Genomic DNA, 23,012 nt, shown 5'->3' on the forward strand with positions numbered 1-23,012 from the left:
CATCTTCCATTCACGGGTGAGTATTCAGAGGAGCAGTTTCCATGCCAAACAGTAACAGTATGACCCCGAAAACCGGATCCATCGATCACAGCCATTACAGTCCCAAGCTCACAAATGATGATCTCGCTCCTACCCGTCAACAAAACTGGAGCTGGTACAATATATTTTCTTTCTGGATGTCCGATGTGCACAGCATGGGCGGTTACGTGGTGGCGGCCAGCTTCTTCACTCTGGGTCTGGCCAGCTGGCAAGTGTTAATCTGTCTGCTCTGCGGGATTTGCATTGTGCAGATCTGCGCCAATCTGGTGGCGAAACCGAGCCAGATGGCGGGTGTGCCCTATGCGGTTATTTGCCGCCAGGCGTTCGGCGTCTTCGGCGCCAATATCCCGGCGGTCATCCGCGGGCTCATCGCCTTTGCCTGGTACGGCATCCAAACCTTCCTGGCGGCCAACGCCCTGATGCTGGTGCTGTTGAAATTCTTCCCCACCCTGACGCCGTTGACGCAAAGCCGCTGGCTGGGCCTCTCCTCCCTGGGCTGGATGTGCTTCGGCCTGATGTGGTTTTTACAGGCGATGGTGTTCTGGCACGGCATGTCGGCCATCAAGCGTTTTATCGATTTTGCCGGTCCGGCGGTCTATGTGGTCATGCTGGCCTTGGCCGGCTGGATCCTCTATCAAACCGGTCTGAGCAATATTTCCTTTACTCTCAGCAGCAAGTCGCTGTCCAACGGCCAGCAGGCCTGGCAAATGGTGACCGCCATTGCGTTGGTTGTTTCCTATTTTTCAGGGCCGCTGCTGAATTTCGGCGACTTCTCCCGCTACGGTAAAAGCATGGACGAAATCCGCCGGGGCAACCGCTGGGGGCTGCCGTTCAACTTTTTACTGTTTTCCATCGTGACCGTGGTCATTGTTTCCGGAACCCAGAGCCTGTTCGGGCAAATGATCACCGACCCCATTGAAACCGTCAGCCGGGTCGGCAGCAGCGTGGCGGTGGCCCTGGGCCTGCTCACCATGATCATCGCCACCATCGGTATCAATATCGTGGCCAATTTTGTCTCGCCGGCCTTCGACTTTTCCAACTGCGCGCCGCAAAAAATCAGCTTTCGCACCGGCGGCATGATAGCGGCCATAGGTTCGGTGCTGTTGACACCCTGGAACCTGTTCCAGTCCCCGGAATTGATTCACTACACCCTGGATGTGCTGGGGGCTTTTATCGGTCCGCTGTTCGGTATCCTGGTGGCGGATTTTTATCTTATCAAGCGAGGTAAAATCTCGGTGGACGACCTGTTTAACGCCACGCCCGGCGGGCGCTACTGGTATCGGAACGGATTTAATCCGAAAGCGATAATGGCATTGGTGCCGGCGGTGGTTATCGGCCTGGCCATCAGCTTCACGCCGAGCCTGCATCAGGTGGCGAATTTCAGCTGGTTTATCGGCGTATTCCTGGGGGGCGGCTGCTACCGCTACCTGGCCCGCCGCGAACGGGTCGCCGACACCGCCGTGCATTACGCAGGCATGGTTTCAGCGCCGAAGGAGTAGGCGTTCAGGACCGGCCCAGCCATTTGCCGCATAGCCGGCAGGCGCAGACCGAGCCCGCCACGCCCAGAATAATCGGCACCAGAAAATCATGGTCGATGCGGGTGAATTCGGTGATAAGCACAATGGCCGTCAGCGGCATGCTCATGGAGGCGCCAAGGAACGCGGCGGCGCCGATAACGGCATAGGCGCCGACCGGCACGCCTGGCCATATCAAGCTCCACAGGCCACCCAGCACCACCGCCAGCAGCGCCCCATTGGAGAGTCCGGGGGTTAACAATCCGCCCTCGGCACCGGCCCGGATGCTGCTGGCGGTAATAGCTACCTTAATGACCAAAAGCACCGCCGCCGCGCTCATGGTCACCTCGCTGGCAAATCCGAGCTGTGCCGCGCTTTTGCCGTTTCCCAGCAGCGCCGGCAACCAGACGGCCAGTACGCCGATGATGGCAAAATTCACAAACGACAGCACCGGCAGCTGGTTATTGCGGACCACGCGTTTGCGGGCCGCCGCGGTCAAGCGGACAAAACCGTAGGCCGCCAGCCCGAACAGCGGCCCGGTGACCACCGCCCAGGCGATAAGGGGCAGGGTCAGCGGGAAATGGTCTACTATATACGACGGTTCGGCGCCCAGTCCCAGCCAGGCAACGGACGCGGCGATAGCGGAAGAAACCAGAGCAGCAATGGCGGTCTGCCAGTTGAACGTTTGCAATAAAACTTCCAATACAAACACCCCGCCCCCCAGCGGCACGTTGTACACCGCCGCCAGACCGGCCCCCGCGCCGCAGGCCACCACCAGGCGCCGCTGTTCATGGCTCAGGCGGGCGTAATGGGATAGCCAGCCGCCCAGCAAGGCTCCTGCCTCCCGTGGCGCCACCTCCCGTCCCAGGGGCGAGCCCAATGCAACGGTAACGATCTGCAGGAGAATATGCGACAGCGTGGCGGCCGGCGGCATCAGCGGCGCCTCGGCGCTGATGGCTCGCTTGATGCTCACCAGCTTGCGGCCATAGCGATACACCAGCCACCAGCCGATGCCGGCCACCAGGCCGCACAGGCATAGAACAGCGACCCGGCGCTGTGGGGAAGACGCGCTGACGCCGGTCAGAAAACTCTCCGGACTGATAATGCTGTCCAGGCTATAGCCATAAGCCATATGCTGGACGGTATGCAGCAGCAGCGCAAGGAACATGCCCGCTACACCGGCGCCGACGCCGGTCAGTATGATGATAAAGGCCAACATACCCGCCGACGCGTTGCCGGGATGAGGTGTTAGGGACATCTGATCTCCTGATATACCCGTCATACTTCAAGTTGCAGGTTCGTTGGCAATACTCGACCCATCCCTGGGCCTCGCCCCTGACGGGACCGCGACAAGGCGCGTTCAAATCTGTTCCAGACAGATTTGTCGCTGTATTGCCGCCTTCCTGCAACTCGAATTATTTAGTGTATATAACGTTACCGGCAGAATGATGGCACAACGGCTTATATTCGGAAATAGCTTTTAAAGCAGTATGTTGTGAGATTGGTTTCAGCACGTTTCAACGGGGAGCTGAACACATTCCAGCCGCCGCGCTCAACGGGTCTCGTAGGTATGGACAGACAAAAAAAAACGGGCCGCGGCATAACCGTGGCCCATCTTGAATCTTGTTGGCGGTGCGGACGGGACTCGAACCCGCGACCCCCGGCGTGACAGGCCGGTATTCTAACCGACTGAACTACCGCACCGCACTTGTGCTTTGTCGGGAAAGCGAGGCGAATAGTACGGTCAGCGCCGGATGCCGTCAATGCTTTTTACGCCGGCCGACATCGTTTGGCGATAATTTCAACATAACGCTGTTTTTCCAGCCGTATGAAAAAAATCTAATGGGTTTGGGACTCTTCCGCCGGGCGCCACAGGCAGCTGCCGCCTTTCTTTTTCACCAGATCCAGGCGATGCTCATGGGCGGCCAATTCCTCCTCGCTGGCATATATCACCCGCAGCGCCGACTGGGAGCGCTGCACGCGCTGGATATGCTCGCCGCCGTCCGCATTGGTCCGCCCGCTCTCCCCTTCCATGGAAAAACGCATCGCGGTTTGGCCGCCGGTCATGGCCAGATAGACATCCGCCAAAATTTCGGAGTCCAGCAGCGCGCCGTGCAGCGTGCGCTTGGAGTTGTCTATGAGATAGCGATCGCACAGCGCATCGAGGCTGTTCCGTTTGCCGGGGAAAAGCTTTCGGGCCAGCACCAGGCTGTCGGTGACCGTACAAAAGGTTTCAGTCTTGCCGATACCGCGATTGAGCTTGCCGAACTCGTAATCCATAAAGCCGATATCGAACGGCGCATTATGGATAACCAGCTCACCGCCCCGGATGAACTCCATAAACTCATCGGCGACGTCGGCGAACGTGGGTTTGTCCGCCAGAAACTCATCGCTGATACCGTGGATGTTATAGGCCTCGGGGTCAACCAGCCGATCCGGTTTCAGATAAACGTGAAAATGCCGGCCGGTCAGGCGGCGGTTAATCACTTCAACCGCGCCGATTTCAATAATGCGATGGCCTTCGTAATGTACCCCCAGCTTGTTCATACCGGTGGTTTCGGTATCAAGAACAATCTGCCGCGTAATTCCAGTGCCCGTAGCGCTCATTTATGTCAGACTTGGTTTTTTTAACAGACAGGTAGTCTACCAGATATGCAGAAGCAGGTAGAAATTTTCACCGATGGTTCTTGCCTCGGTAATCCCGGCCCGGGGGGCTACGGGGCGATTTTACGCTATAAAGACTATGAAAAGACCTTCAGCGCCGGCTACCGGCTTACCACCAATAACCGCATGGAGCTTATGGCGGCGATTGTGGCGCTGGAAGCGCTGAAGGGCCCCTGCGAAGTGGTCATCAGCACCGACAGCCAGTACGTGCGCCAAGGCATTACCCAATGGATTCATAACTGGAAAAAACGCGGCTGGCAAACGGCGGAGAAAAAACCGGTGAAAAACGTCGACCTGTGGCAGCGGCTGGATTTAGCCATACAGACTCACGTGCTGCGCTGGGATTGGGTCAAGGGCCATGCCGGCCATCCCGAAAACGAGCGTTGCGATGAACTGGCCCGCAGCGCCGCGCTGAATCCCGCCTTCGAGGATATCGGCTACCGGGCGCAAGCCTAGAGCCGGCGGCAACTAACTGCTGCGGCTGGCGGCCCCTACCGTACGGCGCAGGGAGGCCGCCAGCGATTTGCTTTTCAACGGGTTAAGCGTTAACGGAAAGGTGCGTTTTCGAGCGACTATCACGCTCAGGCAGCCGATGGCGGGCAGATGTTCGCTCAGCAGACGTCCGCCGCGCCGGCGCCAGGGGAGCACCTGAAAACGTGAACGGTGCAGAACCTCAAAATTAAGCACGCTCAGCCAGTCCATCAGCCGCATCTGGGTATACATCCGGCTCCGGTACGGCTGGCGACTTTGCAGAATCGGGCAGATTTTGCCCAGACCCAGCAGACTCACCGGATTAAATGTGGTAATAATCAACCAGCCGTCATCGATTAATACCCGATCCACCTCCCTGAGCAGACGATGCGGATCCGAGGTATAAGACAGCGTATGCGCCAACAGGCAGGCATCGGTGGATTTATTCGCAAAGGGCAGTTGATAGGGATCCGCCACCACGTGCAGCGTTCCCCCTTCAACGCCCACATTCACCTGGTGCGATACCGCGCAGCTTTCAGTGTCCAGCTCGGCGCTTAACGCACCGATCTTCAATAAATGAAACCCAAACAATTTCGGCCACCAGGGCTGCAGACTGGTCTCTAAAGCCCGGCGATAGTTATCTCCATATGGGAGGTCATCCCATGAGGTTGGCGCGACAATAGGCTGCGTAATTTGCGCTGGTTTCATGTTTGACTATCTTCTAGATACCTTAAGAAAAATAAACAGAGGTTAACGATGAATCTTATCAGTATTCCCGCGTTCCAGGATAATTACATTTGGCTTTTGTATAATAACCAGCAGGAAAGCATCATCGTCGACCCCGGCGAAGCCGCACCGGCGGTGGCTGCCCTCACCGAACGCCGGCTTACCCTTAAAGGGATATTATTAACCCATCATCATCAGGATCACGTAGGCGGCGTGGCCGATCTGGTCGCCCGCTATCACGTCCCGGTATACGGCCCGCAGGAAACAGCCAGTAAAGGTGCCGACCATATCGTCGGCGAGGGAGACCAGGTAAATCTGCTGGACCTGGACTTTCAGATACTGGCTTTCCCGGGCCACACGCTAGGACATATCGGATTTTACAGCGCCCCGTACCTGTTTTGCGGCGACACGGTCTTTTCCGCCGGTTGCGGCCGTCTTTTTGAAGGCACTCCCCGGCAAATGTATGAGTCATTTCAGAAAGTTAAGCGACTTCCGCCGGATACGCTCATCTGCGCCGCCCATGAGTATACCCTGGCTAATCTTGCCTTTGCCCGTTCGATTCTTCCCGAAGATGAGCCGATCGCCGCTTATGAACGTAAAATTAGGCAGTTACGGTCAAAAAACCAAGCAAGCCTGCCCTCCACACTGCAAATTGAGGACAAAATTAACCTTTTCTTACGTTGTCATGACATTGATTTACAAAGGAAGTTAGACCCACATCACACCCTGGATGAAGAATGGCGTATTTTTGCGTTATTACGGGAGAAGAAGGATCATTTCTAAAGGTTTTAGTTGTATTGTCGGGGTGTTCAAAGTATTATTGCTTGTCTTTTAAGCAACTATTGACATACACGATGAAGACTCATGCGATATTAATCGCCTCGGTCTTGCTAGTGGGTTGCCAGACGTCCAGGCAGGACGATAACGCACCCGAACAGCATGCACAGAGTGTTTCTTCGGCAGGTCAAGGTGAAGCAGGAAAGTACACAGATGAGCGAGCGACCTCGGCGCGATGGCTGGATAATTCAAGTCTCGCGCAACCCGATCTGTGGAACTTCATTAGCGACGAGCTGAAGATGCAGGTACCGGAAAACGCCCGGATCCGCGAACAAAAAAAGCGTTATTTACATAACAAGAGCTATCTCCACGATGTAACATTACGGGCAGAGCCGTACATGTACTGGATAGTCGAGCAGATAAAGCAACGCAAAATGCCGATGGAACTAGTACTGCTACCCATAGTGGAGAGCGCTTTTGACCCCAAGGCAACATCCGCCTCTAAAGCGGCTGGCCTTTGGCAGATTGTGCCTACTACAGGAAGGAATTATGGTTTAAAGCAAAACCAGTGGTATGACGGACGTCGCGATGTTGTCGCGTCTACAACCGCCGCGTTGGATATGATGCAACGCCTGAACCGCATGTTTGATGGCGATTGGTTATTAACCATTGCTGCTTATAACAGTGGTGAAGGACGTATTATGCAAGCGATCAAATCCAATAAAGCCAGGGGCAAACCCACTGACTTTTGGTCTTTATCCTTGCCGCGCGAGACAACAATCTACGTTCCTAAAATGCTTGCCCTGAGCGCTATTATTAAGAATAGCAAACAATATGGCGTTGTGTTGCCGAAAGGTGATGACGATCGTGCGCTGGCTCGGGTTGAAGTGGGCCAGCAAATAGAATTGACGCAAGCGGCAGAAATGTCCGGGTTATCTTTAACCAAGTTAAAAAGCTATAACACCGGCTATAAACTTAACGTTACCGCGCCGAACGGTCCGCATTACCTGATGCTGCCCAAAGCCCACGCTTCGCAGTTCAGGGACTCGTTGGCGGTAGGGGATATTGCCGCGGTGCAATCCACCCAGCTTGCGGATAACAAAGCCGTAGGCGGTGCGAAAGCGCAATACAAGGTCCGCTCCGGCGATACCTTGTCGAGCATAGCCAAGCGTCTGGACGTTAAAACCGCTGATTTGCTTAAATGGAATAATTTACGCAGCAGCAGCAATCTCAAGATCGGCCAGACACTACAGGTGGCCAGCAATACCGGTATCGTCGGCAATGGCGGCAGTATCACCTATCAGGTGCGTAAAGGTGATTCATTGGCCAGTATTGCCAGGCGGCATGGGGTGGATATAAAAGATGTGATGCGTTGGAACAATGCGCTGGACAGTGCCAGCACGTTACAACCCGGTCTTAAATTGACCCTGTTCGTAAACGGTAAAGCCACGGATTCCTGAAGGGTGTCCATATCAGGTGCCGAACTGGTTCAGATATAAAGCGCCGATATAAAAAAAACAAGCAATTCGTTGCTTGTTTTTTTTGTCTTCAGAAAAGGCAGCCTGCCGCCATCTCGCCGTTAGCGCGGCTTTATTCCGACAATCTGCTGTTGGGGTACCGAGGAATCCTTTCGCTTATGGGGCTCAAATTCAACCAGCAGCGGATTATGATCAGAAGCCTGCGTCACCAGCACCGATGCTTCGGTTACTTTTAGCTCCCGATAGAAGACAAAATCCAACGGCCGACCGAACGCGCGTCGCCGCTGGTCGTCCAGAAATCTCACTTCCTGGAGCATCATGCGATCGGCAAAGCGATACAGCGCCAGAATGCGCTGCCGGCTCCACGCGTTGAAATCGCCCGCCATAATCACCGGTCCCTGGTGATTAAGTATCTGCTCGCCGATGGGTCCGAGCTGTTTACTGTAAACATCCACCCCCAGACTGAAATTCACCGCATGGATGTTCACCACCATCATCAACTGCCCATCGAACAAGGGGTAGACCGTCACCAGGGCGGATTTCGCCAAACGCAGCAGCGGTTCGCGCTCACGCAATGGGCAACAATACACCGGATGGGCTGCCGACAGCGTCATTACGCCCGATGGATGCTGCGGAAACACCAGCGCCGGCACCTGATCGGCAGCCATGTAGTTTGACGTGGCAAATCTGATGAGTTCCGGGGTGGTTTGCGCTTCTTGCAGCAACATCAGCTGGGCATCCTTGCCGAAACCCTTGAGCACTGAAAGCCAATCCGCACGCTGCTGCTTGAAGATATTCCATACCATCACCCGTAACAGCTTGGAACCCGGCAGCGGTTCCCCCGGGGGAAGCGCTTGGCCAAGACGACTAAAGGCAAGTGGAGGGAAAATACGCTCAACTGGCTGGCCCGCAACATACCTGACTGAATATGTTTTTTTTGGCACGGTTACCGCCTATCAACTGTTTCTTTCGCGCCTGTGAAGAATAATTGGGTCATCTGCATAGCTGTTTTTTTACCCACAGACTTTTATCCAGCTACTGAACTTTATAAGGCGTTTACCGGCTAATTTCAACGTTAACCTGAAAACTTAAGAATAACTTTATAGAGTGTACCATAGAATGGGTTGCGGCGGGCCCGAAGCGTTAAATAGTTGTTGTATCATCGCCATAAGCCAGGTGATGCCCACCTATAGCAATTTTGTCCCTAACCGGTCATTGAGCGGGTCCCATCCCATTGGGCCGGCTATTTTCCCGCGATGACCGGTAGTGAATGAGACACATTTTCTTAAGAAAATAAGTCTCAGGTTTAACGGCTCTTCCTGTTTTCCGCTTACTGGCTATACTTTGGTTCAGTATATTTTTAAAAAAATCCTACTTATATTGTCACTTAAACGATAAGTAAATATATATTTTCCTATTTCGTTCTCATCCGCAAATTGTATTAAATGAATATTTATAACTTTCATATAATCTATCATAGCGTGTTGAATAGCGACTTTATGACAAAAGAAAACGTATCATCAGCCCATTAAACCGGCTGTTTCTGACCAAGGAAAATGACTATGATTCTAGAAGAAAATATAGGTTCAGTCCGTTTGATTACTTTAAATAATTTTTCTAAATATAATATTATTAATGAGGATCTCGAGATTGCCATTATCAAGGCGCTCATGGCCGCCGAGCATGACGAGGCTGTCAAATCATTGGTGGTATACGGTGGCGAAAACCGCTCTTTTTCAGCCGGGGGCAACTATAACGAGATTAAAAAACTGAGAGGAGAAGCCGCTGAACGCTGGATTGACAGGCTGGTTGAGCTTTACCGCACAGTATTGGAGGTGAACAAGCCCACAGTGGCCGCAGTGGATGGCTATGCCATTGGTATAGGCTTCCAGTTCGCCATGATGTTTGACCGGCGTATCATGTCGGCAGACGCCTGTTTCGTCATGCCGGAACTTAAGCAAGGCATCTGCTGTTCGTTAGGCGCGGCTATTTTGCATTTCACACATGGCTACACCACTATGCAAGAGATCATTTATCGCTGTGGCGAAATGAATGCGCGACGCTGTCTGGACTATCGCCTTATCAATCAAATCACCGAGCGTGAATTGCTGGTGAGTGCCGCTATCGGCCATGCAAATTTACTAGCGGCATACCCAAGAGCTGTATTCAGCCATACCAAGCGCGCCATGAACAAACCCTTTATCCAGACGCTTGAGCGATCGGGGCAGGAATCAAAATTATTGCAAAAAAAATTTTTCGCTTCCCATGCCAATAAGCATGGCACGCAGAAATCCAGCCTGAATTTAACGTAAAATTAAACTAACGATCTATAGCCTTTGCTATGTATGGCAATGCGATCTCGTTTTATCAAACAAGACTATTGCTGTCTTGTATCGATATCATCAGATTACCGATGAGATAGGCCCATCAAGAAAATCTACCCTATACCACAGCAACACTTTTTTATGATAAAACTGAACCGCAGATCCCGATAAACAATGTCTCAGCTTCTGTATAATATCGCCTACACATTATCTAAATTCACAACAAAACAGCGGTTTTATCTTCTACTCAAAGCGTTAAACAATTATTTATATTATATGAAACCACTATCTTCTTTCTACAAATCTAAGCACTGATTATCACACTATAATTTGAAAATACACCATATCAATAATTATTATAGCGCACAGCCAGAATATTTTAATATTTTGTTGTGAGTCGGGTTAGTTTTATCTTGATAAACTTGAACCGAATGCCGGTCAGGTAAAATTATAGGTTTGCCGCGAAGGCCATTGATAGTAAAAGGATAAACGCCTCACCCAAACCAATCGTCTTCACTTTTAACTGGATGGATAATGCTGAAAGGATATATACAGGCACTATTAATTTATACAATTTTCATTGCAGTCAGGGCTGATTATTTATTATCCGCGTCTCTAATCGGTAATTATTTAGTAGAGGAATGCCGATGAAAAATAGCTTTCTGGCGGGATTACTGTTTTTCCCCTTCCCTATTTACGCCGCTCCCTTGATCCCGGTGGACTTAACCCCGGGCGCCAATATCATTGACATCAATAACGATGGTTGTGATGATTATATTATGCTGGGGCAATTCGACAACAATACCGCATATCCCAATCGCGGCATGAGTTTTTTTATCCGCAAGCCTGACGGAGGGTTTAGTATCGTCCCGGTGGCAAATAATGATTATTTTATCTGGTTTGACTACTGGTTATCCGCATCGGCCATCGCCATTGCCGATACGCGGCTTTATCGCGCCGGTTCACACTACTATCTGGTGAGCGCCCATAAGACCGGCGACGACCTGTCGGATACGCAACCGGTTTCATTCAGTGTCTACCAGCTTAGCGAAACGCACAACGACCCCGGTATGCCGCTGTACAGCTGGCAGGTGATGAAAACATTTTCCAGCTCGCAGCCCTATTTATCCGTGGAACAGGCATTTTCGGAAATTGATCGAATCAGCCTGCCCCCCTGAGGCGCAATTTGATTATCCTGCAGGAGGCGGTCTTCCGATCGCTGTCCTCTCACAGCAATGTACGCACCGTTTAGCATCAGGGAGTGCGCCACAGTGAGACCGTGTCCATCAAGACGCTCTCGCCATGCTTGGCATACGAAAAAAAAACCCCGAACAGATGTTCGGGGCTTCTTATTGCAGTGGCGGTGCGGACGGGACTCGAACCCGCGACCCCCGGCGTGACAGGCCGGTATTCTAACCGACTGAACTACCGCACCACGATTCGGTACTACACCCAAACTTAACATTTGCGGGGTCAACGCATGTCATAAAACCGTTTGTGGTGCTTCACCAACGCCTCTCGTTACACTCGAGGTATCGGCCTTAATGGATGCCTGGCAGTTGATGCCCGCCTGCGGCGGTCACCCTGCGGGCCGGCGCCTTCGGCTTCGTTCAACCGGCAAAGCCGGTTGTCCTACTCTCTTACTCGAGTAGCGAACTGCCAGGGTTTACTTCACGACGCCTCTCGTTACACTCGAGGTATCGGCCTTAATGGATGCCTGGCAGTTCCCTACTCTCGCATGGGGAGACCCCACACTACCATCGGCGCTACGGCGTTTCACTACTGAGTTCGGCATGGGATCAGGTGGGACCACCGCGCTAGTGCCGCCAGGCAAATTCGCTATCCAACTGTCATCTTTTACTGATGACCATTGGCCTTTATCCGGAACGTCGCTGAAAATTATCTCATCGCCCTTGCGGACAACGCTCTCATCGCCCAAACACCTTAGGTGTTGTAAGGTTAAGTCTCACGGGTCATTAGTATCGGTTAGCTCAACGCATCGCTGCGCTTACACACCCGACCTATCAACGTCATCGTCTTTAACGTCCCTTCAGGTGGCTTAAAGCCACAGGGAAGACTCATCTCGAGGCAAGTTTCCCGCTTAGATGCTTTCAGCGGTTATCTCTTCCGCACGTAGCTACCGGGCAATGCCATTGGCATGACAACCCGAACACCAGTGGTGCGTCCACTCCGGTCCTCTCGTACTAGGAGCAGCCCCTCTCAATCTTCCAACGCCCACGGCAGATAGGGACCGAACTGTCTCACGACGTTCTAAACCCAGCTCGCGTACCACTTTAAATGGCGAACAGCCATACCCTTGGGACCTACTTCAGCCCCAGGATGTGATGAGCCGACATCGAGGTGCCAAACACCGCCGTCGATATGAACTCTTGGGCGGTATCAGCCTGTTATCCCCGGAGTACCTTTTATCCGTTGAGCGATGGCCCTTCCATTCAGAACCACCGGATCACTAAGACCTGCTTTCGCACCTGCTCGAGCCGTCACTCTCGCAGTCAAGCTAGCTTATGCCTTTGCACTAACCTCACGATGTCCGACCGTGATTAGCTAACCTTCGTGCTCCTCCGTTACTCTTTAGGAGGAGACCGCCCCAGTCAAACTACCCACCAGACACTGTCCTCGACCCGGATTACGGGCCGGAGTTAGAACATCAAACATTAAAGGGTGGTATTTCAAGGTTGGCTCCATAAGGACTGGCGTCCCTACTTCTAAGCCTCCCACCTATCCTACACATCAAGGCTCAATGTTCAGTGTCAAGCTATAGTAAAGGTTCACGGGGTCTTTCCGTCTTGCCGCGGGTACACTGCATCTTCACAGCGAGTTCAATTTCACTGAGTCTCGGGTGGAGACAGCCTGGCCATCATTACGCCATTCGTGCAGGTCGGAACTTACCCGACAAGGAATTTCGCTACCTTAGGACCGTTATAGTTACGGCCGCCGTTTACCGGGGCTTCGATCAAGAGCTTCTCCTTGCGGATAACCCCATCAATTAACCTTCCGGCACCGGGCAGGCGTCACACCGTATACGTCCACTTTCGTGTTTGCACAGTGCTGTGTTTTTAATAAACAGTTGCAGCCAGCTGGTATCTGCGACTGGCTTCGGCTCGGGAAGCAAGTTCCTCCACCTAATGCCAGCGTGCCTTCTCCCGAAGTTACGGCACCATTTTGCCTAGTTCCTTCACCCGAGTTCTCTCAAGCGCCTCGGTATTCTCTACCTGACCACCTGTGTCGGTTTGGGGTACGATTCGATGTGACCTGGTGCTTAGAGGCTTTTCCTGGAAGCGTAGCATCAACCCCTTCACCACCGTAGTGGCTCGTCATCACGCCTCAGTGTTATAAGAGAACGGATTTTCCTGTCCTCTCCACCTGCACGCTTGAACCGGGACAACCGTCGCCCGGCCGGTCTAGCTTTCTCCGTCCCCCCTTCGCAGTCACACCCAGTACAGGAATATTAACCTGTTTCCCATCGACTACGCCTTTCGGCCTCGCCTTAGGGGTCGACTCACCCTGCTCCGATTAACGTTGAACAGGAACCCTTGGTCTTCCGGCGAGCGGGCTTTTCACCCGCTTTATCGTTACTTATGTCAGCATTCGCACTTCTGATACCTCCAGCAACCCTCACAGGCCACCTTCTCAGGCTTACAGAACGCTCCCCTACCCAACGGGCGTATCCTTAAGTCAACTCAACGTCATGAACGCATTGACGTCGCTGCGCTCCGTCAATCGTCTTTACCGCACAATTGTCTTAAGTGATACGCCCGCTGCCGCGGCTTCGGTGCATGGTTTAGCCCCGTTACATCTTCCGCGCAGGCCGACTCGACCAGTGAGCTATTACGCTTTCTTTAAATGATGGCTGCTTCTAAGCCAACATCCTGGCTGTCTATGCCTTCCCACATCGTTTCCCACTTAACCATGACTTTGGGACCTTAGCCGGCGGTCTGGGTTGTTTCCCTCTTCACGACGGACGTTAGCACCCGCCGTGTGTCTCCCGTGATAACATTCTTCGGTATTCGCAGTTTGCATCGGGTTGGTAATCCGGGGTGGACCCCTAGCCGAAACAGTGCTCTACCCCCGAAGATGAATTCACGAGGCGCTACCTAAATAGCTTTCGGGGAGAACCAGCTATCTCCCGGTTTGATTGGCCTTTCACCCCCAGCCACAAGTCATCCGCTAATTTTTCAACATTAGTCGGTTCGGTCCTCCAGTTAGTGTTACCCAACCTTCAACCTGCCCATGGCTAGATCACCGGGTTTCGGGTCTATACCCTGCAACTACACGCCCAGTTAAGACTCGGTTTCCCTACGGCTCCCCTATTCGGTTAACCTTGCTACAGAATATAAGTCGCTGACCCATTATACAAAAGGTACGCAGTCACCCCATCACTAAGCCCCCTCTGCTTATTTTGTCGGTTGGGCGTCACTTTCGCTCCGCCTACCGCACCTTTAGCAAAGGATGCATATGCAGCTTCACCACTGGCTTAGTGATGGGGCTCCCACTGCTTGTACGTACACGGTTTCAGGTTCTGTTTCACTCCCCTCGCCGGGGTTCTTTTCGCCTTTCCCTCACGGTACTGGTTCACTATCGGTCAGTCAGGAGTATTTAGCCTTGGAGGATGGTCCCCCCATCTTCAGACAGGATATCACGTGTCCCGCCCTACTCATCGAACCCACAACTCCTGCACCTTCGGATACGGGGCTATCACCCTCTGTCGCCGGACTTTCCAGACCGTTCTCCTGATGCAAAAGCTGATGATGGTTCTGGGCTGTTCCCCGTTCGCTCGCCGCTACTGGGGGAATCTCGGTTGATTTCTTTTCCTCGGGGTACTGAGATGTTTCAGTTCCCCCGGTTCGCCTCATTGCGCTATGGATTCACGCAATGATAGTGCAACGAATTGCACTGGGTTTCCCCATTCGGACATCGCCGGCTAATAACGCTTCATATCAGCTTACCGACGCTTTTCGCAGATTAGCACGTCCTTCATCGCCTCTGACTGCCTAGGCATCCACCGTGTACGCTTAGTCACTTAACCTCACAACCCTAAGATGTCTCAGGTTTGCTTGCTTTGAGAGACTCGCATACTGATTTTGCTCAGCATGTTTTTTCAAATTTTCAGCTTGTTCCGGATTGTTAAAGAGCAGTATTTCGCAGCATACTTAACACGCATTCACCCGCAGGCGTCGCCATATCAGTGTGCTCTGAAATAATTAAAGAAAAACCAGACAATCTCTCATTTCGCGGTGCGAAATGGTGGAGCTAAGCGGGATCGAACCGCTGACCCCCTGCGTGCAAAGCAGGTGCTCTCCCAGCTGAGCTATAGCCCCAAGTCGTTTCTAACCTTTTATCATCCTGTCGTCTTTTTCCCGGCACCGCAAACTTGCATTGGTTATCAACGCCAGTAGCAATATTCTTTTGGGAGAGAAACAACACGATAGCCCATTCGTTTCCAGGCAAGGCGTGGGGTCACGAAGTTTATAATAATAAACGAGTGGCGCCGCAACGCAGCATGGGAAGGAATGGTAGGCCTGAGTGGACTCGAACCACCGACCTCACCCTTATCAGGGGTGCGCTCTAACCACCTGAGCTACAAGCCTATAGAAGGTTTTTCTTGCTCAATACTGTTATCAGACAATCTGTGTGGACACGTCACTTGACGCGTATCTTTCGGTAAGGAGGTGATCCAACCGCAGGTTCCCCTACGGTTACCTTGTTACGACTTCACCCCAGTCATGAATCACAAAGTGGTAAGCGCCCTCCCGAAGGTTAAGCTACCTACTTCTTTTGCAACCCACTCCCATGGTGTGACGGGCGGTGTGTACAAGGCCCGGGAACGTATTCACCGTGGCATTCTGATCCACGATTACTAGCGATTCCGACTTCATGGAGTCGAGTTGCAGACTCCAATCCGGACTACGACGCACTTTGTGAGGTCCGCTTACCCTCGCGAGTTCGCTTCTCTTTGTATGCGCCATTGTAGCACGTGTGTAGCCCTACTCGTAAGGGCCATGATGACTTGACGTCATCCCCACCTTCCTCCGGTTTGTCACCGGCAGTCTCCTTTGAGTTCCCACCATGACGTGCTGGCAACAAAGGATAAGGGTTGCGCTCGTTGCGGGACTTAACCCAACATTTCACAACACGAGCTGACGACAGCCATGCAGCACCTGTCTCAGAGCTCCCGAAGGCACAACTCCATCTCTGAAGTCTTCTCTGGATGTCAAGAGTAGGTAAGGTTCTTCGCGTTGCATCGAATTAAACCACATGCTCCACCGCTTGTGCGGGCCCCCGTCAATTCATTTGAGTTTTAACCTTGCGGCCGTACTCCCCAGGCGGTCGATTTAACGCGTTAGCTCCGAAAGCCACGGCTCAAGGCCACAACCTTCAAATCGACATCGTTTACAGCGTGGACTACCAGGGTATCTAATCCTGTTTGCTCCCCACGCTTTCGTACCTGAGCGTCAGTCTTCGTCCAGGGGGCCGCCTTCGCCACCGGTATTCCTCCAGATCTCTACGCATTTCACCGCTACACCTGGAATTCTACCCCCCTCTACGAGACTCTAGCCTGCCAGTTTCAAATGCAGTTCCCGAGTTAAGCTCGGGGATTTCACATCTGACTTAACAAACCGCCTGCGTACGCTTTACGCCCAGTAATTCCGATTAACGCTTGCACCCTCCGTATTACCGCGGCTGCTGGCACGGAGTTAGCCGGTGCTTCTTCTGCGGGTAACGTCAATGATTGAATCTATTAAACTCAACCCCTTCCTCCCCGCTGAAAGTGCTTTACAACCCGAAGGCCTTCTTCACACACGCGGCATGGCTGCATCAGGCTTGCGCCCATTGTGCAATATTCCCCACTGCTGCCTCCCGTAGGAGTCTGGACCGTGTCTCAGTTCCAGTGTGGCTGGTCATCCTCTCAGACCAGCTAGGGATCGTCGCCTAGGTGAGCCGTTACCCCACCTACTAGCTAATCCCATCTGGGTTCATCCGATGGTGTGAGGCCCTAAGGTCCCCCACTTTGGTCTTGCGACGTTATGCGGTATTAGCTACCGTTTCCAGTAGTTATCCCCCTCCATCGGGCAGATCCCCAGACATTACTCACCCGTCCGCCGCTCGCCGGCAAAGTAGCAAGCTACTTTCCGCTGCCGCTCGACTTGCATGTGTTAGGCCTGCCGCCAGCGTTCAATCTGAGCCATGATCAAACTCTTCAATTAAAAGCTTGATGCTCAAGAATCTACTGTTTCATTCATTACTGAATTAACTGGTAAACACTCTAAGACTTGTATTGTTGTGTTTCGATACGGTCTTGTGAGTGCCCACACAGATTGTCTGATAAATTGTTAAAGAGCATGGCCGGGGAGGTCTAAAATCTCACCTGGCGCGGGTTGCGTATATTACGTTTTCCCGCTGAAGAGTCAAGCTTTTATTTGCTTTAGCGAAGCGCTTTTCCCTTTCCGACCCGGTCCGTCGCAGCGGTTAATCCCGGTCAGTGGAGGCGCATTATAGGGACTTCCCGAGGCGAGACAAGCACTATTTTCAAAATAAAGTTTAGTTGCTCATTATTAAACCGGATAGTTTCTCGGTAACGCTCTAAAGCAGCGGGGATGCTTTCACGGCAGCGTTTATTGGCGTTTATCCTTATCCCGATAAAAAAGCCCCGGAGTTAAACCCACGGGGCTTTTGAAGGCATCAAGCCGGCGCAATGATAAAAGCCGGCGGACGTTTTATTGCACGGCGACGATATGGCCGTCTTTTACATCCATGGTGATAGGCTTGCCGGGTATCAGCTTGCCGGACAGCATCTGCTGCGCCAGCGGGTTTTCAATTTCCTGTTGGATAGCCCGCTTCAGCGGCCGTGCGCCGTAAACCGGATCGAACCCGGTCTGGCCCAGCAATTCCAAGGCCGCGGGCGTCAGCGTCATGCTATAGCCGCGATCGTCCAGGCGTTTGTACAGCCGCTGCAGCTGAATCTGCGCAATGCGGGTGATATGTTCCCGCGCCAGCGGATGGAATACCACCACCTCATCAACCCGGTTGATAAACTCCGGCCGGAAATGATGACTGACCACGCCCAGCACCATTTCTTTCATTTCCTGGTAATTCATTTGGCCGAAGCGTTCCTGGATAACATCCGAGCCCAGGTTGGAGGTCATGATGACCACGGTATTACGAAAATCCACCGTTCGGCCTTGTCCGTCGGTAAGGCGTCCGTCATCCAATACCTGCAGCAGGATATTGAAGACATCCGGGTGCGCCTTTTCAATTTCGTCCAGCAGGATCACCGAATAGGGACGCCGACGAACGGCTTCCGTCAGATAGCCGCCCTCTTCGTAGCCGACATATCCCGGAGGCGCGCCAACTAAACGGGACACCGAATGTTTTTCCATAAACTCGGACATGTCGATACGCACCATGGCGTCATCGCTGTTGAACAGGAACGTCGCCAGCGCCTTGCATAACTCCGTCTTGCCGACGCCGGTGGGGCCGAGGAACATGAACGACCCGATGGGCCGATTGGGATCCGCCAGGCCGGCGCGGCTGCGCCTGATGGCATTGGCAACGGCTTCCACCGCTTCGTTCTGGCCGATGACCCGCTGATGGAGTTCTTCTTCCATCCGCACCAGTTTATCCCGCTCGCTTTCCAGCATGCGCGATACCGGTATGCCGGTCCAGCGCGCCAGCACTTCGGCTATTTCAGCGTCGGTGACGCGGTTACGCAGCAGGCGCATGGTTTTACCCTCGGCCTGGGATGCCGCCGCCAGCTGCTTTTCCAGTTCCGGAATTTTGCCGTACTGCAATTCGGACATGCGCGCCAAATCCCCGACCCGCCGGGCCTGTTCAATGGATATCTTCGCCTGTTCAAGTTCGGCCTTCAGATTTTGCGTGCCGGATAGCGAGGCTTTTTCCGCTTTCCACTCTTCTTCAAGTTCGGAATACTCCCGCTCTTTTTGCGACAGCTCCTCGTTGAGCATTTCCAGCCGTTTAATACTGGCATCGTCTGATTCTTTCTTCAGCGCCTGCTGTTCCAGCTTTAACTGGATGATGCGCCGTTCCAGCCTGTCCAGCGGCTCCGGCTTGGAATCTATCTGGATACGGATGCTGGAAGCCGCCTCGTCAATCAGGTCGATGGCTTTATCTGGCAACTGCCGATCCGAAATATACCGGTGCGACAGCGTCGCCGCGGCGACGATGGCCGGGTCGGTTATTTGCACATGGTGATGCAGTTCATAACGCTCTTTCAGGCCGCGCAGAATGGCGATGGTATCTTCCACGCTGGGCTCGGCGACAAATACCTTCTGGAACCGCCGTTCCAGCGCGGCATCCTTTTCGATGTACTGACGGTATTCGTTCAGGGTGGTGGCGCCGACGCAATGCAGCTCACCGCGCGCCAGGGCGGGTTTGAGCATATTGCCGGCATCCATCGCGCCGTCGGCTTTGCCGGCGCCCACCATGGTATGCAGTTCGTCGATAAACAGGATGATATGCCCTTCCTGCTTGGACAGATCGTTAAGCACGCCTTTCAGCCGCTCTTCGAATTCGCCGCGATATTTGGCGCCGGCCACCAGCGAACCCATATCCAGCGACAAAACCCGGCTGTGCTTCATCCCTTCCGGGACCTCGCCGTTCACGATACGCTGCGCCAGGCCCTCGACGATGGCGGTTTTACCTACGCCGGGTTCGCCTATCAATACCGGATTGTTTTTGGTGCGCCGCTGCAGTACCTGGATGGTGCGGCGGATTTCCTCATCACGGCCGATGACCGGGTCGAGTTTGCCCTGCTCCGCCCGCTCGGTGAGATCGATGGTGTATTTCTTCAATGCCTGCCGCTGATCCTCGGCGCCCTGATCGTTCACGTTGTCTCCGCTGCGCATTTGTTCGATAGCCTGGGTGATTTTTTCCGGCGTGGCGCCGGCTGATTTCAGCAAATCCGCCAGCGTACCGCGGGACTCGAGGGCCGCCGGCACGAACAGTTCGGAGGCGATGAAAGTGTCTGAGCGTTTTTGCGCCAGCTTGTCGCACAGATTCAACACCCTGACCAGATCGGCGGAGGGCTGGACGTCGCCGCCGGTGCCCTCAACCTGGGGCAACCGTTCAATCGCCTGCTCAATGGCGGTGCGCAGCGGCACGGGATTGACGCCGGCGGATTGCAGCAGCGGACGTACCGTGCCGCCTTCCTGGTTGAGCAGCGCCTGCATGACGTGTAAAGGTTCGATGAATTGATTGTCGCGCCCAAGCGCAAGGGACTGGGCATCGGCGAGGGCAAGCTGGAATTTATTGGTAAGACGATCCAGACGCATAACTCCTCCCATATTGGTCAAAATTGCTACTGGAGATTAAATAAGGTCGTTTATTTAAAATTCAAGGATATTTCGCCAAACATTGGGAAAATCTTTGTTATCCACCATGGATCGTCTTGGTAAGAGAGATTATATCAGCCAGACCAAACTTGCCATACGTCCGGTGATTCCATCGCGCCGATAGGAGAAAAATGTTGATGCTTCGAACACAGTGCAGTGGTCGCCGCCGGAAATTTGACCGATACCGACGCCCGATAACCGCAAACGGGCCAGGTGGTAGATATCGGCAAGGTATTTTTCGCCGTGGGGAACAAATGCCTCGCCGGCTCGGGGATCTTGTGAAACGAACGCTTCGCGGACTTCAGGACCGACTTCAAATGACCGCGGACCGATGGCCGGTCCCAGCCAGGCCATGATATCGGCGGGATCCGACTGAAAACGGGCCAGCGTTTGCTCGAGAATACCGGCGCATAATCCGCGCCAGCCGGCATGGGCCGCCGCCACCTCGGTGCCTGCGCGATCGCAAAACAGTACCGGCAGGCAATCGGCGGTCATGACGGCGCAAACCTGACCGGCGGCGCGCGTGTAGGCGGCGTCGGCCCGCGGCGGCGTATCGCCGTTACCGCAGCTTTCGTTGATGACCGCCACATCGGTGCCATGTACCTGCTCCAGCCAGTTCGGCGAGGCGGGCAACTGTGCCATTACCTCCAGGCGCCGGCGGTTTTGCGCTACCGCCGCCGGGCTGTCCCCGACATGCAGACCGAGGTTCAGCGAGGCATAGGGCGCCGGGCTGATACCCCCCAGACGCGTGGTGGAATAAGCCCGAACGTTGGCCGGAGCGGGCCAGTGGGGAATCAGCAGGGAATCCATGGTTAATCCATCTGATCCGCGAAGGTTTCGCTATCCGCCTTCATGACGGCGATTAATTCCACCATATCCTGCGGCAGCGGGGCGAACCATTCCATTTCAATGCCGGTGACGGGATGGTACAGCCGCAGCCTGGTTGCATGCAGCGCCTGGCGATCAAAGCCGCGCAGCATATTCACAAACTCTTCCGAGGCGCCTTTAGGGGGACGGGGGCGGCCGCCATAGAGCGGATCCCCCACCAGCGGATGGTTGATAAACGCCATATGAACGCGTATCTGGTGGGTACGTCCGGTTTCCAGCCGCAGCCGCAGCCGGGTATGGGCGCGGAAATGCTCCATGATGCGGTAATGGGTCACCGCCGGTTTGCCCATGGGATGCACCGCCATATGGGTACGCTTGGTGGGATGGCGGGAAATGGGCTGCTCCACCGTGCCGCCGGCGGTCATGGTCCCCATGGCCACCGCTTCGTATTCACGGGTGATTTCCCGCGCCTGCAATGATTCCACCAGCCGGGTTTGCGCCGGTACGGTTTTTGCCACCACCATCAGACCGGTGGTATCTTTATCCAGCCGATGTACGATACCGGCCCTGGGCACTTCGGCGATGGCGGGATAATAATGCAGCAACGCATTCAGAATGGTGCCGTCGGCATTGCCCGCCCCCGGATGCACCACCAGATCCCGGGGTTTATTTATCACCAGGATATCGTCGTCTTCGTACACGATATTCAGCGCGATATCCTGCGCCGCCCAGCGGGTTTCTTCCTCGATAATCGCGTCGATTTCAATGGCTTCGCCGCCAAGAACCTTCTCTTTGGGCGTAGCGGTCACGTTTCCGTTCACCCGGACCCGGCTGTCGAGGATCCAGATTTTTATACGGGAGCGAGAATAATCAGGGAACAATTCGGCCAAAGCCTGATCTAACCGTTGCCCAAGTTGTGATTCATTCACCATCGCGGTGAGGAGTTGTTGTTGTGCCATATGCAGCTTCTTCGTTATCGTTGGGTTTTCACGGCAATGCCGTTTAGAATTATGCTATTGTAGCTGGTCTCATTCGGGAGCTTAACGGACAGTCTCCCGGAATAACACTCTGAGGATAAGCAAAACGTCATGATGCGTATGAAATATCTGGTGGCAGCAGCCACATTGAGCCTGATGCTGGTCGGTTGCTCCAGTTCCAAGGATGCCGTTCCTGATAATCCGCCCTCCGAGCTGTACAGCACCGCACAACAGAGATTACAGGACGGCGACTATAAAGGAGCCATCAAAGAACTGGAAGCACTGGATAACCGTTATCCCTTCGGTCCTTACGCGCAGCAGGTTCAGCTTGATTTGATTTATGCCTATTACAAATCGGCGGATCTCACGTTGGCCCAGGCCTCCATCGATCGCTTCCTGCGTCTGAACCCGACACATCCGAACGTCGATTACGTCCTGTATATGCGTGGTCTGACGGATATGGCGCTGGATGACAGCATGATTCAAGGGTTCTTCGGCATCGATCGTTCCGACCGCGATCCGGAACATGCCCGTGCGGCTTTCCGGGACTTCACCCAATTGATTCGCGGCTATCCTAACAGCCAGTATGCCACGGATGCCAATAAACGTCTGGTTTATCTTAAAGACCGGCTCGCCAACTACGAGCTGGCGGTGGTGCGTTTTTACACCCGTCGCGGCGCCTATGTGGCGGTAGTCAACCGGGTCGAGCAGATGATGGTTGATTTCCCTGATACCCAGGCAACCCATCAAGCATTGCCGTTAATGCAAAACGCCTATGAAGAGCTGCGGCTGCCCGGCCAGGCTGACAAGGTAGCGAAGATTATCCAGGCCAATCCCGCCTGAA

Annotated in this window: 13 protein-coding genes, 4 tRNA genes, 3 rRNA genes and 1 pseudogene; 7 read left to right on the forward strand and 14 right to left on the reverse strand. The window is 53.8% G+C overall.

Going from position 1 to position 23,012, the window contains the following annotated elements; genetic code table 11:
* The first annotated feature begins 41 nt into the window (after window positions 1–41).
* The gene (locus tag ACL2XJ_RS00990; protein WP_413725396.1) at window positions 42–1,538 is read left to right on the forward strand and encodes an NCS1 family nucleobase:cation symporter-1; all 1,497 of its coding nucleotides are present in this window, start codon (window positions 42–44) and stop codon (window positions 1,536–1,538) included.
* 4 nt (window positions 1,539–1,542) lie between these two features.
* Here ACL2XJ_RS00990 and ACL2XJ_RS00995 read toward each other — a convergent pair whose 3' ends face one another.
* The 3 genes from ACL2XJ_RS00995 to dnaQ form a co-directional block, all read right to left on the reverse strand.
* Complete coding sequence (locus ACL2XJ_RS00995; RefSeq protein WP_413725397.1) at window positions 1,543–2,811, reverse strand: chloride channel protein; 1,269 nt, start codon at window positions 2,809–2,811, stop codon at window positions 1,543–1,545.
* A 369-nt stretch (window positions 2,812–3,180) separates the two neighbouring features.
* Window positions 3,181–3,257: transfer RNA gene (locus ACL2XJ_RS01000), tRNA-Asp, on the reverse strand.
* A 135-nt stretch (window positions 3,258–3,392) separates the two neighbouring features.
* Window positions 3,393–4,160: a DNA polymerase III subunit epsilon gene (gene dnaQ, locus ACL2XJ_RS01005; RefSeq protein ID WP_132926258.1), complete on the reverse strand. Its 768-nt coding sequence runs from the start codon at window positions 4,158–4,160 to the stop codon at window positions 3,393–3,395.
* On the opposite strand from dnaQ, the pseudogene rnhA reads away from it, so the two are divergent.
* A pseudogene (gene rnhA / locus ACL2XJ_RS01010) lies at window positions 4,105–4,673 on the forward strand (ribonuclease HI). The gene dnaQ and the pseudogene rnhA overlap by 56 nt on opposite strands.
* A gap of 12 nt (window positions 4,674–4,685) precedes the next feature.
* Here the strand turns inward: rnhA and ACL2XJ_RS01015 are convergent.
* Window positions 4,686–5,396 (reverse strand): class I SAM-dependent methyltransferase, encoded by a 711-nt coding sequence (locus ACL2XJ_RS01015; RefSeq protein WP_413725398.1) that lies wholly within the window; start codon window positions 5,394–5,396, stop codon window positions 4,686–4,688.
* A gap of 48 nt (window positions 5,397–5,444) precedes the next feature.
* Between ACL2XJ_RS01015 and gloB the strand changes: the two genes are divergently transcribed.
* Together gloB and mltD are read left to right on the forward strand one after the other, a co-directional pair.
* Entirely contained in the window at window positions 5,445–6,197 is a 753-nt protein-coding gene (gene gloB, locus ACL2XJ_RS01020) for a hydroxyacylglutathione hydrolase (protein WP_413725399.1), read from the forward strand.
* Window positions 6,198–6,268: 71 nt separating this feature from the next.
* Window positions 6,269–7,651, forward strand: a complete 1,383-nt coding sequence (gene mltD, locus ACL2XJ_RS01025) for a murein transglycosylase D (protein WP_413725400.1) — start codon at window positions 6,269–6,271, stop codon at window positions 7,649–7,651.
* 119 nt (window positions 7,652–7,770) lie between these two features.
* On the opposite strand, the gene ACL2XJ_RS01030 is transcribed toward mltD, so the two are convergent.
* On the reverse strand, window positions 7,771–8,613 hold the full coding sequence (locus ACL2XJ_RS01030) for an endonuclease/exonuclease/phosphatase family protein (protein ID WP_203524804.1): 843 nt from the start codon (window positions 8,611–8,613) through the stop codon (window positions 7,771–7,773).
* A 618-nt stretch (window positions 8,614–9,231) separates the two neighbouring features.
* Between ACL2XJ_RS01030 and ACL2XJ_RS01035 the strand changes: the two genes are divergently transcribed.
* Both ACL2XJ_RS01035 and ACL2XJ_RS01040 read left to right on the forward strand, forming a co-directional pair.
* Window positions 9,232–9,981 (forward strand): enoyl-CoA hydratase/isomerase family protein, encoded by a 750-nt coding sequence (locus tag ACL2XJ_RS01035; RefSeq protein WP_413725401.1) that lies wholly within the window; start codon window positions 9,232–9,234, stop codon window positions 9,979–9,981.
* Between the two features lie 659 nt (window positions 9,982–10,640).
* Window positions 10,641–11,171, forward strand: coding sequence for a carbapenem self-resistance protein CarG family protein (locus ACL2XJ_RS01040; protein ID WP_413725402.1), 531 nt, complete (start codon window positions 10,641–10,643; stop codon window positions 11,169–11,171).
* 180 nt (window positions 11,172–11,351) lie between these two features.
* Here the strand turns inward: ACL2XJ_RS01040 and ACL2XJ_RS01045 are convergent.
* The 9 genes from ACL2XJ_RS01045 to rluD form a co-directional block, all read right to left on the reverse strand.
* Window positions 11,352–11,428, reverse strand: a tRNA-Asp gene (locus ACL2XJ_RS01045).
* Between the two features lie 280 nt (window positions 11,429–11,708).
* A 5S ribosomal RNA gene (gene rrf, locus ACL2XJ_RS01050) occupies window positions 11,709–11,824 on the reverse strand.
* A gap of 124 nt (window positions 11,825–11,948) precedes the next feature.
* Window positions 11,949–15,040: ribosomal RNA gene (locus tag ACL2XJ_RS01055) — 23S ribosomal RNA — on the reverse strand.
* Window positions 15,041–15,256: 216 nt separating this feature from the next.
* Window positions 15,257–15,332: transfer RNA gene (locus ACL2XJ_RS01060), tRNA-Ala, on the reverse strand.
* Between the two features lie 193 nt (window positions 15,333–15,525).
* Window positions 15,526–15,602, reverse strand: a tRNA-Ile gene (locus tag ACL2XJ_RS01065).
* A 74-nt stretch (window positions 15,603–15,676) separates the two neighbouring features.
* Window positions 15,677–17,219: ribosomal RNA gene (locus ACL2XJ_RS01070) — 16S ribosomal RNA — on the reverse strand.
* Together the 16S, 23S and 5S rRNA genes with 3 tRNA genes alongside form the textbook arrangement of a ribosomal RNA operon.
* A gap of 510 nt (window positions 17,220–17,729) precedes the next feature.
* Window positions 17,730–20,303, reverse strand: a complete 2,574-nt coding sequence (clpB, locus tag ACL2XJ_RS01075) for an ATP-dependent chaperone ClpB (protein WP_132926244.1) — start codon at window positions 20,301–20,303, stop codon at window positions 17,730–17,732.
* A gap of 129 nt (window positions 20,304–20,432) precedes the next feature.
* Entirely contained in the window at window positions 20,433–21,173 is a 741-nt protein-coding gene (gene yfiH / locus ACL2XJ_RS01080; RefSeq protein ID WP_413725403.1) for a purine nucleoside phosphorylase YfiH, read from the reverse strand.
* A gap of 2 nt (window positions 21,174–21,175) precedes the next feature.
* Window positions 21,176–22,150, reverse strand: a complete 975-nt coding sequence (rluD, locus tag ACL2XJ_RS01085; RefSeq protein WP_132926240.1) for a 23S rRNA pseudouridine(1911/1915/1917) synthase RluD — start codon at window positions 22,148–22,150, stop codon at window positions 21,176–21,178.
* A 129-nt stretch (window positions 22,151–22,279) separates the two neighbouring features.
* On the opposite strand from rluD, the gene bamD reads away from it, so the two are divergent.
* Window positions 22,280–23,011 (forward strand): outer membrane protein assembly factor BamD, encoded by a 732-nt coding sequence (gene bamD, locus ACL2XJ_RS01090; RefSeq protein WP_132926238.1) that lies wholly within the window; start codon window positions 22,280–22,282, stop codon window positions 23,009–23,011.
* The last annotated feature ends 1 nt before the right edge of the window (window position 23,012 follow it).

Origin of the sequence: Sodalis sp. RH16, assembly GCF_047324245.1 — a bacterium.
Taxonomy (GTDB): Bacteria; Pseudomonadota; Gammaproteobacteria; order Enterobacterales; family Enterobacteriaceae; genus Acerihabitans; species Acerihabitans ligni.